This is a genomic window from Pseudactinotalea sp. Z1739 (assembly GCF_049725055.1).
Classification (GTDB): domain Bacteria; phylum Actinomycetota; class Actinomycetes; order Actinomycetales; family Beutenbergiaceae; genus CALKWS01.
On the sequence record NZ_JBMPQA010000022.1, the window covers coordinates 1 to 15,902 of the forward strand.

Here is a 15,902-nt window from a genome sequence, read left to right on the forward strand (position 1 = left end):
TGTCAGCGGCCACGGCAGACTGCCCGGAGACGGCCAGATAGTTGCCCGGTGGCGGACGTGAGAACTGCCCGCTGACGGTCATGGGATCTGCCCGACACGACATTGCGCCCCGCGCTGCTTGCGGCGGTTGGGGCCCCTCCTGGGGTGCGATAGCGGTGCTGAAGCGCCTATCGCCCCCAGGAGGGTTACATGAAGTCTGCCGAGGAGATCATGGAAATTCTAGAAGCGTTCGACCTGACACAGTCCTATCGAGACGCCGGAGTGCTGGCCGGGGTTTCTCACCACACGGTGGCCCGGTACGTGCGGGCCCGCGATGCCGGGGCGTTGAGTGACCGGCCGGTGGCCCGGGCGCAGTTGATCGATGCGTTCCTGCCCAAGGTCGAGGAGTGGATGGAGCATAGCCGCGGCAAGGTCCGCGCTGACGTCGCCCACGACAAGCTCATTGCGATGGGCTATGAGGGCTCGGAGCGCACTACCCGACGCGCCGTGGCGGCGGTGCGCCGGTCCTACAAGTTGGGTAACGCCCGGGTGCACCGGCCCTGGGTCACCGAGCCGGGGCTGTGGTTACAGTACGACTTCGGCGATGGGCCGGTGATCGACGGCGCGAAGACGGTGTTGTTGTGCGCGTGGTTGGCTTGGTCACGGTTCCGGGTGGTGGTCCCGCTGCTGGACAAGACCTTCCCCAGCGTGTTCGCCGCGCTGGACACGGTCTTCCGCCGACTGGGCGGCGCCCCCACCTACGTGCTGACCGACAACGAGAAGACCGTCACCGTGGAGCACGTGGCCGGTATGGCGGTACGGAATCCGCAGATGGTGGCCTGGTCTCGTCACTACGGCGTCACCGTGCTGACTTGCCAGCCGGCAGACCCCGCGAGCAAGGGCGGCACGGAGAACGCGGTGAAGATCGCCAAGGCCGACCTGGTGCCCACCGAGGCGAACCTCTTGGGCGAGTATGGCTCATTCGCCGAGCTGGAGGCGGCATGCGAGCGGTTTGGTGAGCAGGTCAACGCCCGCGTTCATCGCACCACCCGCCGCGCCCCGGACCAGATGCTGGCCGAGGAACGCACCCGGCTGCACGCGCTACCGCCAGTTCCTCACACGGTGGCGTTCGGCACTACGAGGAAGGTCCCGGCCACCACCCCGATGGTGACCTACGACGGCGGGCAGTACTCCGTCCCGCACCAGTTGCTGGGACAGATGGTATGGGTGCGCTCCTACGGCACCGGCGCCGACCAGCAGGTCGTCATCGTCCACCTGCAGGAGTCCGGACCGCGGGAAGTCGCCCGTCACCTGCGCGCCGCGCCAGGGTCGCCGAAGATCAACGACGAGCACTTCCCACCCGCACCGCAAGGCGCGCTGGAGCGCCAACCACGCCCCCGAAACGCTGCCGAGAGGGAGTTCTTGGCGCTGGGACCCGGGGCCAGGTTGTGGCTGACCGAGGCCGCCGCTGCGGGCACCACGAAGATGCGCGTCAAGATGGCCGAGGCGGTAGCACTGGCCAAACTCTTCGAGGCCGGTCAGGTCGACTGGGCACTGGGCCACGCCGCCGTCCACGGCCGGTTCGCCGAGGCCGACCTGCCCTCCATCCTGAACCACCGCGCCACCGGCACCAGCAGCCAGCATCATCGCGCCAGCGAGGAACGGTCCCTGACCCAGGGCACCGCTGCCTGGGCGGCACTGGGCGGGCAAGTTGCCGCCACCGACGACGCTGCCGCCGGCGACGAGGCCATCGGCGAGGAAGAGGTGGTGCTCCGATGAGCGCCACGACGAGCCGCACCGGCGTCCCGTCGCTGGGAGTGCCACCGGCCCCACAGTTGCCCGATGACCTGGAGGCGATGCTGCGGCGGCTGCGCCTGCCCCATATCCGCGGCCACGCCCCACAGTTACTGGCCACCGCCACGGCCCAACGCTGGGAACCCGCCGAGGTACTACGGGCACTGCTGCGCGAGGAGGCCGCCGGCCGCGACCGCGCCGCCCTTGCCACCCGGCGCACCGCGGCAGGGTTCCCCACCGGCAAGACCTTCGAAGCCTGGGACACCGCAGCCTCCTCCATCCCCGCACCCACCCAGCAGGCGCTGCGAACCTTGGAGTGGGTCGGGCGCAAGGAGAACCTCGTCATCTACGGGCCCTCGGGCACCGGCAAGTCGTTCTTCCTCGAAGCCCTCGGCCAGCAGGCCATCGAGCAGGGCCTGCGGGTCTCCTGGTTCACCCTGGAGGACCTGGGCGCCCTGCTACGACGTCACCGCGCCGATGACACCATCACCAAGGCCATCGCCCGGGTGCTGCGAGCGGATCTGGTCGTGGTCGACGACATCGGACTCCTGCCGGTTGCCGAGGAAGCCGCCGAGGGCCTCTACCGCCTGGTCGATGCTGCCTATGAGAAACGCTCGGTGGCGATCAGTTCGAACCTGCACCCGGCTGGGTTTGACGAGCTGATGCCCAAGACCATCGCGACCGCGACGGTCGACAGGCTCCTGCACCACGCTCACGTCTGCCAGACCAGTGGCGAGTCCATCCGTCTGGCCCAGGCACTATCAGGAGCGGGGGTGAGCCCGTTGACCTGACACCCGGGGCCGGTGATGGCCAACCCTGGGCAGATCCCATGGCCATCACCGGGCAGATCTCGTGACCGTCAACGGGCAGGCATCACGACCGCCCCTGGGCAGTTCCCACTGTCCCTTGACACCAGAGCACCATGACGGGCACGGCGAGATCAAGCCAGATGGAAGCGGTCCCGTCGACCACCACACCGCCCATGGCGCCGGACACGGGAACCAGACCACCCACGGCCAGGCGATACCGACGAGGACCGAACAGGTCACTGACCCATTGACCGCCGCGGCCCACTCCGGCCAGGACCACTCCCACCACAGCCACGGCAGCCATGAAACTCACGCCGGTCATGACGCCCATGGAGGGCACGGCGGACACGCCGGACATGATCATGTGGGAATGTTCCGGCGCCTGTTCTGGATCATGCTCGTCCTGGCGATTCCCACCGTGCTGCTCAACGGTATGTTCGCGGATTTCCTGGGGTACACCCTGCCCGACGTACCGGGGGTCGAGTGGGTCTCCCCGGTTCTTGGGACGGTCATCTATGTATGGGGTGGGCGCCCCTTCCTCACTGGCGCCGTCGACGAGTTGCGTGCCCGCAAGCCGGGAATGATGCTCCTGATCGCGATGGCGATCACCGCCGCGTTTATCGCCTCGCTCGGCGCCAGTTTGGGGATCTTCTCCCACGAGGTGGATTTCTGGTGGGAAATGGCCCTGTTGGTGGTCGTCATGCTCCTGGGGCACTGGCTGGAGATGCGCTCTTTGGCGCAGACCACCTCCGCGCTGGACTCCCTGGCCGCGCTCCTGCCCGATGAGGCCGAGCGGGTGGAGGGCGATCAGATCGTCACCGTCGCCCCGGCAGACCTTGGCCTCGGGGATGTCGTCATCATTCGTCCGGGTGGCCGTGTGCCGGCCGATGGTGAGGTCGTCGATGGCGGCGCTGATGTGGATGAGTCGATGATCACCGGTGAGTCCAAGCCGGTGCTGCGCACCGTCGGAGACCACGTGGTGGCCGGTACCGTGGCCACTGACAACGCGCTCCGGGTGCGGGTGTCCGCTATTGGTGAGGACACCGCATTGGCCGGTATTCAGCGTTTGGTTGCCGAGGCCCAGGCCTCTACCAGCCGGGCCCAGTTGCTGGCGGACAAGGTCGCCGGTTGGCTGTTTTGGTACGCGGTCATCGCTGCGATCGTCACCGCGGTCATCTGGTTGTGGTTGGGGGTACCTGAGAGCGCGCTTGCGCGAGCCATCACCGTTCTGGTCATCGCCTGCCCCCACGCCCTGGGCTTGGCGATCCCGCTGGTCGTGTCCATTTCCACCGAGCGTGCCGCCCGTGGCGGAGTGCTGATCAAGGACCGCGCCGCGATGGAGCGCATGCGCGTGGTGGACACCGTGCTGTTCGACAAGACCGGAACCCTGACCAAGGGCGAGCCCGCGCTCACCCACATCACCACCACCGGTGCCTACGAGGCCGGTGACCTGCTGCGTCTGGCGGCGGCCGCGGAGGCCGAGAGCGAGCACCCGCTGGCGCGGGCGATCGTGGACGCGGCCGAGGACCGAGGACTGCAGGTGCCCCCGGCCAGCGACTTCCGCGCCGCGACGGCTGTCGGGGTGCGCGCCACCGTCGAGGGTTACGAGGTCCAGGTTGGTGGCCCGGCGCTGCTCGCCCAGCACTCCGCTGAGCCGTTGCGAGCCAGCACGGCGTGGTCGGAGGCCGGGGCCACCGTCCTGCATGTGCTGATCGACGGAAAGGTGGCCGGGGCCGTGGCGCTGGCCGATGAGATCCGCGAGGAGTCCCGCCAGGCGGTCGAGGCACTGCACCAGTTGGGCATCCGGGTCGTGATGATCACCGGTGACGCCGAGCCGGTGGCCCGTACGGTGGCCGCCGACCTGGGCATCGACCAGGTCTTCGCCCAGGTCCGGCCCGAGGACAAGAGCGACAAGGTCCTTGAACTGCAGCACCAGGGCCGCATCGTGGCCATGGTCGGGGACGGCGTCAACGACGCCCCGGCGTTGGCCCAGGCCGACGTGGGGATAGCCATCGGGGCCGGCACCGACGTGGCCATCGGCTCGGCCGGTGTCATCCTGGTCTCAGACGACCCCCGTTCGGTGCTGTCGGTGATCCAGCTCTCGCGAGCCAGTTACCGGAAGATGAAGCAGAACCTGTGGTGGGCCGCTGGGTACAACATTGCCGCCGTCCCACTGGCGGCTGGGGTGTTGGCGCCGATCGGGTTCATCCTGCCGATGTCGGTGGGCGCCGTCCTGATGTCCGTGTCGACCATCGTGGTGGCGCTTAACGCCCAGTTGCTGCGCCGGCTGGACCTCAGCCCCGAGGCCAGCACCGCCGCCGCGCACGGCGCCCCCAAGGTGCCCTCCGCCGGTGGCGCAGAGGTCCCTGCGCCACGCGAGGACGAGGTTTCAGCGCACCGCCACTGATTCACCCCTGCGGGACGGTGGCGAATTCTGGCCCATGAGGAAGTCGACGAGCCTGCCACTTGGCGGGGATCCACGAGACAGGAGTAATGAACCATGATGAGCGCAAGTGCTTCCCCGACTACCTGGCGCCACCGCGGCGAGCAGGGTCCGGACGACGCCACAATCGCGAGGATCGACGCGTGGTGGCGTGCCGCGAACTACCTGTCGGTCGGGCAGATCTACCTGTTGGACAACCCGCTGCTGCGCGAGCCGCTCCATCGCGATCACATCAAGCCGCGGCTGCTGGGTCACTGGGGCACCACGCCGGGTCTCAACTTCGTCTCCGCCCATGCCAACCGCGTGATCCAGGAGCGCGAGCAGTCGGCGATCTACGTCGTTGGCCCTGGTCACGGTGGGCCTGGGCCGGTTGCCAACGGCTACCTGGAGGGCACCTACTCCGAGATCTACTCCGACGTCTCCCAGGACACCGAGGGCCTGCGCCGCCTGTTCCGCCAGTTCTCCTTCCCCGGCGGCATTCCCTCCCACGTCGCTCCCGAGGTGCCCGGCTCCATCCACGAGGGCGGAGAACTCGGCTACTCCCTAGCTCACGCTTACGGCGCCGTATTCGACAACCCGGACCTGCTCGTCTTCACCGTCGTAGGCGACGGTGAGGCCGAGACAGGGCCGCTGGCCGCGAGTTGGCACGCCAACAAGTTCGTCAACCCGAAGACCGACGGTGTCGTGCTGCCGATCCTGCACCTCAACGGCTACAAGATCGCCAACCCCTCCGTGCTCGCCCGCATCGGGGAGGACGAACTGACCGACCTCATGCGCGGCTACGGCCACCGCCCGTACGTGTTCACCGCCGGCTTCGACGACGAGGATCACAGTTCCATCCACGCCCGGTTCGCCGCCCTCCTGGATGAGTTACTCGACGAGATCGCCGACATCAAACAGCATGCCGCAGGGCTGGACGCCGAGGAGGTCGAGCGTCCCCGCTGGCCGATGATCGTGCTGCGTACCCCCAAGGGGTGGACTGGGCCGAAGGAGGTCGACGGTGCCCTCACCGAGGGCTCCTGGCGTTCCCACCAGGTGCCACTCGCCAACGCCCGCGACACCGCCGAGCACCTGCAGGTGCTCGAGGACTGGTTGCGCGACTATCGACCTGAGGAGTTGTTCGACGAGGAGGGTCGGCTGGTCGAGGACGTTGCTGCTCTGGCCCCCGAGGGCCACCTGCGGCTGAGCGATAACCCGCACGCAAACGGGGGCCTGCTGCTGCGCGACTTGCGGATGCCGGACGTGCGCGACTTCGCCATCGACGTGCCGGCCCCCGGCGCCCCGATCACCGAATCGACCCGTGAATTGGGCAGGTGGCTCACCGAGGTGATGCGGCTCAACCCAGACAACTTCCGCCTCTTTGGGCCGGACGAGGTTGCCTCCAACCGGCTCCAGGCGGTCTACGACGTCACCGCCAAGCAGTGGAACGCTGACCTGCTGGACAGCGACCGCGCCGAGAACCTGGCCCGCGCTGGTCAGGTGGTGGAGATCCTGTCCGAGCACCAATGTCAGGGCTGGTTGGAGGGCTACTTGCTCACCGGCCGTCACGGTCTGTTCACCTCCTACGAGGCCTTCATCCACATCGTCGACTCCATGGTCAACCAGCACCTGAAGTGGTTGAAGGTCACCGACGAACTGCCGTGGCGCCGACCGATCGCCTCGCTGAACTACCTGCTCAGCTCGCACGTGTGGCGCCAGGACCACAACGGCTTCTCCCACCAGGACCCCGGGTTCATCGACCACGTCGTCAACAAGGGCGCCGACCTCGTGCGCGTCTACCTCCCGCCGGACACCAACACTCTGCTGGCGACCTACGACCACGTGCTGCGCACCCGGCAGTACGTCAACGTCGTCGTCGCCGGCAAGCAGCCCGGCCCAGACTTCCTCACCATGGAGCAGGCACAGGACCACTGCCACCGCGGCCTGGGCATCTGGGAGTGGGCTGGCACCGAGGAGGACGGCAGCGAACCCGACGTCGTGCTCGTGTGCGCCGGGGACATCCCCACCCTCGAGGTGCTTGCCGCCGCCGACCTACTGCGCCAGCACCTGCCTGAGTTGAAGGTGCGCGTGGTCAACGTCGTCGATCTCATGCGCCTGCAGGACCCCAAGGAGCACCCGCACGGGCTGCCCGACTCGGAGTTCGACGCGATCTTCACCACGAGCAAGAAGGTGATCTTCGCCTTCCACGGCTACCCCTGGCTCATCCACCGGCTCACCTACCGGCGCACCAACCACGCCAACCTCCACGTGCGCGGGTACAAGGAGAAAGGCACCACGACCACGCCCTTCGACATGGTCATGCTCAATGACCTGGACCGATACCACCTCGTCATGGATGTCATCGATCGCGTCCCGGGCCTCGGTGCGCGCTACGCGGGTCTGCGGCAGCGGATGTCCGACGCGCGGCTGGCGGCCCGCCGGTACACCCGCGAGCACGGCATGGACACTCCCGAAGTCGCCGAGTGGCAGTGGCCCGACGTCGGAGAGACCGGCACCGCAGTCGGTGGTCCGCAGTACGACACCGGCGGTGACAACGAGTAGCGGCTCTGCCCGCACGCCAATTTGTATGAGGGTCGGCCCGATCCGCGCTGAAGGCACACGGACTTCTCCACCCGCTCGCCAGAGATCCGCCACCTCGCCCACGCCGGGCGCGGTTCGAGAACTCCACGCCGCCCGGCATAGATACCCCTGGGTGGAGTGGGTCGTGCGAGTCCACGCTGTGATGTGCTGTGGGGCAACGGATTCACCAAAACGCTACAGAACGGAGACCCGTTATTCAGGTGAGCGTCAGAAAATGAGGGGAAAGCCCAGGCGTTGCGTGCGGGACTGCCTCTACCGCTCGGTGAGGCATTGTTGAGAAGGAGTGACGATGAACCACAGCGGCAGGGGTCACCTCAAGGCAATGGTCTTGCTCATGGGTGGACTGTTCATCGCCCTGCGGCTCTTCGGCCTGCCCGGCGGGCAGGCGTTGCTGTACGCGGCTGTGCTGGCTTGTCCGGTGATGATGGTCATGATGATGTTCGGTGGCCACAGAGGGCATGGGGATCGACGGAGATCGCAGGAGTCGCCACCCTTGGACGATGTGCTCCCGCATAGCGCTGGCGACCACGCTGACCGTGGGCACCGGCACTGACTGTCGCAGTCCTCGGGGTGATTGGCCGCGTGCGGGGCCAAGCACGATCGTCGAGGGATCCGTGTGCCTGGTAAGGCTGCAGGTGGTGTGGGCGTGGCCGTGACGTCGTCCACACGGTCACCTGGAGACTCGCCGGCACCGGTCTTCTCGGAGGCTGTGTGGCCGGTGATGATGGCCGCCGGCGGTGGGGTGCTGACCAACCTGGCGTTTCCCGATCGTGGATGGTGGCCGTTGGCCTACCTGGGCATCGCGCTGCTGCTGCTCGCGGTGCGTGGGGCGCGGATGGCGCCGGCAGCGGCGACCGGATGGGTGTGGGGTGTGGCGTTCTTCCTCCCACACGTGTACTGGGTCGTCCATGCGACAGGTTCGCTCGTGCCATGGATTGCGTTGAGCGTGATGCAGGCGTTGTACATCGCGGGCTTCGCCGCCGCGTGGACGGTTGCTCGGCAGGCGGTCTGGGTACGGGATCACCCGGTGGTGCAGACCTGTCTCGGTGCCATCATCTGGGTCGCTGTCGAGCAGTTTCGAGGCTCCTGGCCGTTTGGCGGTTTCCCGTGGGGCATCCTGGCCTTTTCCCAGACCGACGCGCCGCTGGTGCGGCTGGCTCCCTACGGCGGCGAAGTCCTCGTCTCGGCCGCAGTGGTGTTCATCGGCGCGCTGATGGCGTTGGTGTGGACGCGACGATCCCAACTTGCGGCTGCCATGGGCGTCGCGATAGTGGTGCTCATCTTGGCTCTGGGCCCGGCGCTTCTGCCGCTGGATGCCGAAGCGGAGGTGGGGACCCTTCGTGTCGGTGCCGTTCAGGGCAACGTGCCCCAGCAGGGTGCCGGTTGGGCCGTGCAGGCCCGGGAGATCACGGCGAACCACGCCCGGGGCACCGGCAGGCTGGTCGAAAGTGTAGAGGAGCGGCTGGACCTGGTGCTGTGGCCGGAGAGCGCCGCGGACATCGACCCGCGCACCGACGCTGAGCAGGCCGCGCTGGTCGAGGCGGCCACCGAAGCGGCGGGCGCCCCGGTCCTGCTGGGCACGCAGCGGTTCCCCACCGGCGAGAACATCCGTTACAACGAGTTGGTGCTGTGGCAGGAAGGGCAGGCGGTCGGCGGCGCCTACGCCAAGCAACACCCAGTTCCGTTCGGGGAATACGTCCCTTACCGGGACCTGTTCCGGCGGATCACCCCGATGGTGGACCGGGTTTCTACCGACATGGCTGCGGGGCAGAGCCCGGGGCTCATGCCTATCCCGATGGAGCGACTGTCACGTGAGGTCGATGTCGCGGTGGGCATCTGCTTCGAGGTCGCCTACGCCGAACTGATCCGCCAGGGCGTGGTGGGAGGCGGGGAACTCATCATCATCCCGACCAACAACGCCTCCTTCGGGTACTCCCAGGAGTCGACCCAGCAACTGGCGATGTCACGCTTCCGTGCGGTGGAACACAGGCGGGCAACAATCCAGATCTCCACGGTCGGGGTCAGCGGCATCATCCTGCCCGACGGGAGCGTCGTTGCACGCACCGGACTGTTCACGGCGGAGGAGATGGCTGCCACCCTCCCGCTGCGCACGACCCTGACACTAGCCGCTCGGCTTGGCTCGGTGCCCGTAGTGGCCGTCTGGGTCTTGGCTGGAGTCGGCGTGGCAGCCGGAGTTCTGGGCCGCCGTCGTAGCCAGGTGCACCGCGTCTCAGGTCAACACCCTGAGGCATTCACTGAGGACCGCCCGCACGAGGACCTCACCGCGCAACGACCTGTCAGCGCCGCGACCGGCAGGTGAGGTGCGAGGTGCTCGGCCGCTGACGGTATACGTTGTGGCTGGGATTACGCTCTTGGAGTGCGATGACGTCCACTGCGCCCTAAACCTGCAGCCAGACCAGCTGTGGTGGTCAACTTGTCGTCGGCGTGGCTCTCGAAGTGCACATGTGGCCCGGTGGACCTGCCGTTTGAACCGACGCCGGCGATGACGTCACCGGCTTCTACGGCAAACACGGCCACGAGGAGCAGCCCGTACGAGCCGAGCCGTGCCGGGGCTCGCATATCAGCTGGGTGCTCTGGTAGCCGGCCTCGTCGATGGCGGCCATGACTGCCGCGTCGTCGATCTGGCCATCTGCGGCCACGGTCAGGCGGCCCGCCGCCGCGCTGACCTCGATGGCCTGAACTCCGGGGATCTGCGACACCTCGGCGCGTCCCGCCGCTAGGAGTTCGGTGCAGGCCTGCTCGCAGGCGTGGTCGGCCTCGGCACTGACCGGCAGTGCTCATGGTGGCCGGCGTGGGCTGCGCACTCATCCCCGCAAGAGCGGCACGCCTCGAGGCAGGTCTGGAGCATGGCTCGGGTGAGGTTGGAGTCGTACCCGGTGTGGCGGGACAGCACCCGCTGTGGTGTCACAGATGTCGGCGCAGTCGAGGTTGGTCCGGATGCACTTGCGCAGTTGGTCGACCATGTCCTCGCTGAGGCAGGCGTCTAGGCGGTACAGGCCTGGGAACAGGCGACAAGGGTGTCGATCCCGTGCGAGCAGGTCGCGGTCGAGGATCTCGCCTGGGTGGGTGGTGATCGTCTCAGTGGTTCTCATTTCTTTCCTCCAGCTCCGGTTTCTTGCTCCGTGACGGTGCGGGCTTGCGACGCTACGCGAGGACCCTGGGGTGCCTGGCAGGAGTCGTGACGACGATGAAGGTTTGATGAACTCTCACCTGGAGCCGCTGGCGGACCGTGATCGTGGGGGTTCGTTTGTGTAACGTCGCTTCTGCTTCTCGTCCCCCTTCACGGGAAGTCCACGTGCGGACGCCGAGCCCTGCCACCGCACCGTGGTCCTTGATCGTCCGTGGCAGGGACGGGGAACCCGATGTGGGCCCGCTTTCAAGGTCCTTGGGATGAAGTCCGATGCCTGAGCCGGGTGTGCTCATACCCGAACCCGACAGTTGGCCTCGTAGGCGCCTTGGAGAGGTTTACCCGTGACATCTAGCCGCAACCCTGGGCGGCACCGTCCCGAGCGTCGTCCCGTCACCGTTTTCTCATCGCTGGGTCCGCACCTGACGGGTCCGGCTGCGCGCCGTGCTGCGGCCTCCAGGCGAGCGGCGCCGAGACGGCGGAGGTCCACCCGCGCCGTCGTCTCCGGTGACACGGTCTTGAAACTGGCGCAGCGCCACGACAGCACCGTTTCGGCGAGCGTCGCGGCCAACGGCCTCAACGCGCAGGCGCTGATCTGCGTCGGTGAGGTGCTGACGATCCCCCAGGGCCAGGCCACCGTGTCGGCCACGTCGACGACGGCGGCGCTGGACTCGCGTGGCTGACCCTAATCCCCTCGATTGTTCCTAGGAGGCGTCATACCGTGCGTGTGGTCGCTCGAGGGGCCGTGGTTGCCCTGGTTGTGGGGTTCGTCGTCGTGGGCAGCGGTGTACCGGCCGGCGCTCACCAGGAGTGGTTCGTCAGCGACCCGGAGGCCTATCCACTGGACTTGGGGGCGCTGCTGCGACCCGGCGTCGTCCTCGCTGTGGCCGCAACCGTCGCGGTGACGGTGTTGTTGCGGCCGGTGGCGGCGCGGCTCCCGGCTCCCGAACTGGCGGTGATCAAGCCGGCACGGCGGCTGGCGTCGTTCGTGCCGTGGGTGCCGCGGCTGCTCGCTGCGCATCTGGGTGTCAGCCTGCTGGTCTTGGCGTTCGACCGGGCGGTCCTGGATCCCGGTATCCATGTCCCGGACGGCGCGGGGGGCACGTTGCTGCTCGTGCCGCAGGCCGTGGTGGGCGGGCTGCTCATCGCCGGTGTCCTGGTGCGCGCGGCGAGTGTGGCGATCATGCTCACCGGGCCGCTGCTCGTGGCTCTGCAGGGTCCCGAGGCGCTCGTCACCCTGGCAGTGTTCGTCGGCATCGCGGCGTTCTTGTTTATGTTGCCGCCGCGTCTGAAGGATGGAGGCCGCACGGACCTTGACCCGCCGACACTGCGCCGCGCGGCATTGGGCCTCAAACTCGGTGCGGGAGTAACCCTCATCTCCCTCGCGGTCGTTGAAAAGTTCGCTAATCCCGCGATGGCGCGGGCGATGCTCGAGCAGGAGCCCCTCCTCAATCTCCTTGCCCCGTTCGGGGTGAGCGCCGACGCCTTCGCGGTGGTTGCCGGGTCCGTCGAGCTCCTGTTCGGGCTGCTCGTCATTTCCGGCGCTCTGCCGCAGGTGGTCGCGCTCCTGGCGGCTGTGCCGTTCACCGCGACGCTGGCGCTTTTCGGGGCGACCGAGCTTCTCGGGCACCTTCCGTTCTACGGTGTCCTGCTCGCCTTCCTCGTGCTGGGGAGCCGGGAAGAAACTTCCCGCGCCCTGTCAGGACTCAGGCGACGGCCGCGCGCACGTATCCGGTCCGAAGCACTCGCCTGAGAGTACGCCGGCCACTGGCCGACACATACGAGGAAGGAGACGCCACACCGGACTAGAGACGGCATAGACGACAACAGCAGAGCCGCTCGCGCGCGAGCGGCCTACGTCCACCACTCCACACTGGAGGGTGGGGTCCGACGGGCGTCGGCCATCCGGCCCCGCACACACCCGAATAATGGAAGGTGGAACCACGACGATGCTGCTCGGGGTCAAGAGCACGAGGGAGGTTGTGCTGCGCCATCTCCTCGTCGGAGGGCTCGCCGGGTTGGCGGTCTACGGGGGCTGGGAGGCGAACGGCGAATGGGATCGCGAGATGCGCCTGTGGAAGTCGTTCGGCGTGGGCGCCGCCGCGCTCATCTGGTTCGTCGCCCTCGTGGGACCGGCCGCGCGGCTGTGGCCGGCGTTGACACGGCTCGTCAGTTGGCGGCGGGAGGCCGGGGTCTGGTTCACCCTGGTGGTGCTCGGGCACTTCGCCCTCGTCTGGGACGGCTGGGCGCGTTGGTCCGTCCGGGAGTTGCTGGGGTTCCAGTACGTGCCCGAGTTGGACGCCTACCTGCGCTTTGAGCCAGGATTCGGGCTCGCCAACCTCATGGGTCTCCTCGCGCTGCTGTTCGCGCTCGTCCTGGCAGCGACGTCGTTCGACCGGGCGGTCAGCTTCCTGGGAATCTCGTCATGGAAATGGCTGCACACCTTCTCCTACGTCGTCTTCTACACCATGGCGCTGCACACCTTGTACTTCGCTTTCATGCACTACACGCCTTCCCCGTACCGAGTCATGATGGGGTTGCCGACCGCCTACCCGGAGAACATCCTGCGCTTCGCCTACGTCGTGATGGTGCTCTCGGTCATGGGGGCTCAGGCCGCCGCATTCGTGAAGACGGTCCGCCAGCGGCGCGCGGTGGGAAGGTAGCGGAGTGAGGCTGCGAGGACGGCGGCGAGTCTTCACCACCGCGCTGACGGGCCGCAGACAGGTTGCGGAGAACACCCTAGAGGTGTCGTTCGCGCGGCCCGACGGTTTCGTCTTCGATGCCGGACAGTACTTGCAGGTCCGGGCGCCGAAACTGCTGCACCGAGACGCCAGGGGAAGATCGCGCGTCTTCTCCATCGTCTCCTCGTCACATGACGAGGAGAGAGTCTCGATCGCTTACCGGGAGACCGGCAGCGGGTTCAAGCGGACCCTGCGAGAGCTCGACCTCGGGTCTGAACTGCAGATCGAGGGGCCGCACGGGTTCTACACGCTGCCACGCGAACCGGTGCGGCCGGTGGCGCTGCTGGCCGGAGGCATCGGTGTCACGCCCTTCGTCAGCATGCTGCGGTCCCTGGACGGCCGTGAGGACGGTTGGCCCCCGATCACTCTGCTGTACGCCAACAAGAACGCCCGGTCTGCCGTATTCCTCAATGAGCTCGACGAGATGGCGCGCGGCAACGCCCGGCTGACGTTGTGCACGCGGTTCGGTCTCCTCGACGAGTCGTTCATCCGCAAGAAGATCGATGACCTGGAGCGCACGTGGTATGTTGCCGGGCCGCCGATGATGGTCGACGCCGTCCGCAGCGCTCTACACGTCGTGGGAGTGGACGCCTCCAGGGTGCACTTCGAGGAGTTCGTCGGGTACTGATCGCGCTCGGGATCCAGCCGCTCAGTGCATCCGATGGAAGTCGTTCCCTGGGGGTGTCCCAATGTCCTGTGTCAAGCGGCTTGGGGGATGGTCGGGGTTCGTAGAGGGTGCCGTTTTGAGCATGGCGTGTAGGACGTCGATGCGGCGGCGGGCGAGGCAAATAGGGGCGGCGTTGTGCTTCTTTCCTTGGGCGCGTTTGCGGTCCTAGAAAAGACGCTTGCGCATCCTCGGGCGTGTCTACTGGACTGTGTAAGGGGTGGATCCCCGAGGCTGGCGAGGAGCCAGTGAGAGGAGACCATCGTGAAGACCACGAGTACGACGAAGACCACCGAGGATCACCACGCACTGGATGGGCAGGATGCTGACCAGGCTAGGGGCGTGGCCAGCGAGCCGGGCCACCGCGGCCAGGGCGGGGCCTCGAGGCCGGCGGGCGCCTCGCACCGGGCGCTGCTGGGTGATGAGTACATCGACGAGCTCGTCTCCCAGGCCGACGCCGAGGGGCTGGCGCTGACCGGTGAGGGTGGGTTCCTGCCGGAGTTGGTCCGTAAGGTCCTCGAGCGCGGGCTGGCGACGGAGTTGAGCGATCACCTGGGCTATGACAAGGGTGATCCGGCCGGGCGCGGGGCACCAAACTCGCGCAACGGGGCCACGCCCAAGACGCTGGCTACCGAGGTCGGCGATATCCCGCTGGCCACCCCGCGCGACCGTGCCGGGACGTTCGAGCCGGCGCTGGTGCCCAAGGGCGCCCGGCGGGCCGGTGGGCTCGATGAGATGATTATCAGCCTCTACGCCGGTGGGATGACGGTGCGCGACATCCAGGCCCATCTGGCCCGCACGCTGGGTACCGAGTTGTCCCACGAGACGATCGCGAACATCACTGACGCGGTGTTGGAGGAGGTTAAGGACTGGCAGACCCGGCCGCTGGACCCCGTCTGGCCGGTGGTCTTCCTCGATGCCATCGTGGTCAAGGTCCGCGACGGGGCGCATGTGGTCAACCGCCACGCCCACCTGGCGGTCGGGATCGATACCGATGGCATCAAGCACGTGCTGGGCATCTGGGTCCAGGCCGGGGAGGGTGCCAAGTTCTGGGCCGGGGTATGCGCTCAGTTGGCTAACCGGGGCGTGAAGGACATCCTGATCGCCTGCTGCGACGGGCTGCCCGGCCTGCCCGAGGCGATCGAGGCCACCTGGCCCCAGACGGTGGTCCAGACGTGTGTGGTGCACCTGATCCGGGCGGCCAACCGATACATCTCCTACGGCGATCGCAAGGCCTTCTCGGCCGGGTTGCGCACCATCTACACCGCCGCCGATGCCGATGCGGCCGAGACCGCGCTGCTGGAGTTGGCCGACTCCGACCTGGGACGTAAATACCCCGCAGCGATCGCGGTGTGGCAGCGGGCCTGGGAACGGTTCACCCCATTCCTGGCCTTCCCCCCGGCGGTGCGCAAGGTCATCTACACCACCAACACGATCGAGAGTTTGAACTACCAGATGCGCAAGATCATCAAGAACCGCGGGCACTTCCCCAACGACGAAGCGGTGGTGAAGTTGTTGTGGCTAGCCATCCGCGATATCGAGGACAAACGTGCCCGTCAGCGAGCCAAGGAGCAGGGCCTGCCAGCGCACAAGCGCAAGGCTCCCGGGCGGCTCGTGGAGGGCACCACCACCGCCGGCTGGACCGCCGCACTGAACCAACTCGAACTGCTCTACCCCGAGCGTCTAGCAGGACACATCAACTAGAAACAGGAGCCTCTCTTACACAGAGGGCTTGACAGGCTCG

The 15,902-nt window shown here is 67.4% G+C and carries 12 protein-coding genes and 1 riboswitch; of the genes, 11 read left to right on the top strand and 1 reads right to left on the bottom strand.

Translation table 11 applies throughout. The features are described 5' to 3' along the window. Positions 1-189: 189 nt before the first annotated feature. Positions 190-1,758, top strand: coding sequence for an IS21 family transposase (gene istA / locus ACO0LV_RS18140; RefSeq protein WP_424786661.1), 1,569 nt, complete (start codon positions 190-192; stop codon positions 1,756-1,758). Then, positions 1,755-2,564, top strand: a complete 810-nt coding sequence (istB, locus tag ACO0LV_RS18145; protein WP_424786662.1) for an IS21-like element helper ATPase IstB — start codon at positions 1,755-1,757, stop codon at positions 2,562-2,564. Before istA ends, istB begins: the two co-directional genes overlap by 4 nt. 82 nt (positions 2,565-2,646) lie before the next feature. Here the strand turns inward: istB and ACO0LV_RS18150 are convergent, their stop codons facing one another. Next, on the bottom strand, positions 2,647-2,931 hold the full coding sequence (locus ACO0LV_RS18150) for a hypothetical protein (RefSeq protein ID WP_424789338.1): 285 nt from the start codon (positions 2,929-2,931) through the stop codon (positions 2,647-2,649). Between ACO0LV_RS18150 and ACO0LV_RS18155 the strand changes: the two genes are divergently transcribed. The 9 genes from ACO0LV_RS18155 (at position 2,830) to ACO0LV_RS18195 (ending at position 15,862) form a co-directional block, all read left to right on the top strand. Next, positions 2,830-4,989, top strand: a complete 2,160-nt coding sequence (locus ACO0LV_RS18155; RefSeq protein ID WP_424789337.1) for a heavy metal translocating P-type ATPase — start codon at positions 2,830-2,832, stop codon at positions 4,987-4,989. The genes ACO0LV_RS18150 and ACO0LV_RS18155 overlap by 102 nt on opposite strands. Positions 4,990-5,085: 96 nt before the next feature. Next, positions 5,086-7,566 carry a phosphoketolase family protein gene (locus tag ACO0LV_RS18160; protein WP_424789330.1) on the top strand — a complete coding sequence of 827 codons (2,481 nt, stop codon included), beginning with the start codon at positions 5,086-5,088 and terminating at the stop codon, positions 7,564-7,566. A gap of 328 nt (positions 7,567-7,894) precedes the next feature. Further along, complete coding sequence (locus ACO0LV_RS18165; RefSeq protein ID WP_424789331.1) at positions 7,895-8,158, top strand: DUF2933 domain-containing protein; 264 nt, start codon at positions 7,895-7,897, stop codon at positions 8,156-8,158. A 168-nt stretch (positions 8,159-8,326) separates the two neighbouring features. Next, the gene (gene lnt, locus ACO0LV_RS18170; protein WP_424789332.1) at positions 8,327-9,925 is read left to right on the top strand and encodes an apolipoprotein N-acyltransferase; all 1,599 of its coding nucleotides are present in this window, start codon (positions 8,327-8,329) and stop codon (positions 9,923-9,925) included. Between the two features lie 995 nt (positions 9,926-10,920). Further along, positions 10,921-11,094, top strand: a riboswitch (cyclic di-AMP (ydaO/yuaA leader). A gap of 177 nt (positions 11,095-11,271) precedes the next feature. Next, positions 11,272-11,436 (top strand): hypothetical protein, encoded by a 165-nt coding sequence (locus ACO0LV_RS18175; protein WP_424789333.1) that lies wholly within the window; start codon positions 11,272-11,274, stop codon positions 11,434-11,436. 62 nt (positions 11,437-11,498) lie between these two features. Continuing rightward, positions 11,499-12,506 (top strand): hypothetical protein, encoded by a 1,008-nt coding sequence (locus ACO0LV_RS18180; RefSeq protein ID WP_424789334.1) that lies wholly within the window; start codon positions 11,499-11,501, stop codon positions 12,504-12,506. A gap of 175 nt (positions 12,507-12,681) precedes the next feature. Further along, positions 12,682-13,416 (top strand): hypothetical protein, encoded by a 735-nt coding sequence (locus ACO0LV_RS18185; protein ID WP_424789335.1) that lies wholly within the window; start codon positions 12,682-12,684, stop codon positions 13,414-13,416. 4 nt (positions 13,417-13,420) lie between these two features. Next, positions 13,421-14,122 carry an FAD-dependent oxidoreductase gene (locus ACO0LV_RS18190; protein WP_424789336.1) on the top strand — a complete coding sequence of 234 codons (702 nt, stop codon included), beginning with the start codon at positions 13,421-13,423 and terminating at the stop codon, positions 14,120-14,122. 447 nt (positions 14,123-14,569) lie between these two features. Beyond that, the gene (locus tag ACO0LV_RS18195; RefSeq protein WP_424789329.1) at positions 14,570-15,862 is read left to right on the top strand and encodes an IS256 family transposase; all 1,293 of its coding nucleotides are present in this window, start codon (positions 14,570-14,572) and stop codon (positions 15,860-15,862) included. The last annotated feature ends 40 nt before the right edge of the window (positions 15,863-15,902 follow it).

What these genes read in the sequence shown, in the direction of transcription:
- ACO0LV_RS18185 (WP_424789335.1), top strand. Translation starts at nt 12,682, where the DNA reads ATGGAAGGTGGAACCACGACGATGCTGCTCGGGGTCAAGAGCACGAGG.
- ACO0LV_RS18160 (WP_424789330.1), top strand. Translation starts at nt 5,086, where the DNA reads ATGAGCGCAAGTGCTTCCCCGACTACCTGGCGCCACCGCGGCGAGCAG.
- lnt (WP_424789332.1), top strand. Translation starts at nt 8,327, where the DNA reads ATGATGGCCGCCGGCGGTGGGGTGCTGACCAACCTGGCGTTTCCCGAT.
- istA (WP_424786661.1), top strand. Translation starts at nt 190, where the DNA reads ATGAAGTCTGCCGAGGAGATCATGGAAATTCTAGAAGCGTTCGACCTG.
- ACO0LV_RS18165 (WP_424789331.1), top strand. Translation starts at nt 7,895, where the DNA reads ATGAACCACAGCGGCAGGGGTCACCTCAAGGCAATGGTCTTGCTCATG.
- istB (WP_424786662.1), top strand. Translation starts at nt 1,755, where the DNA reads ATGAGCGCCACGACGAGCCGCACCGGCGTCCCGTCGCTGGGAGTGCCA.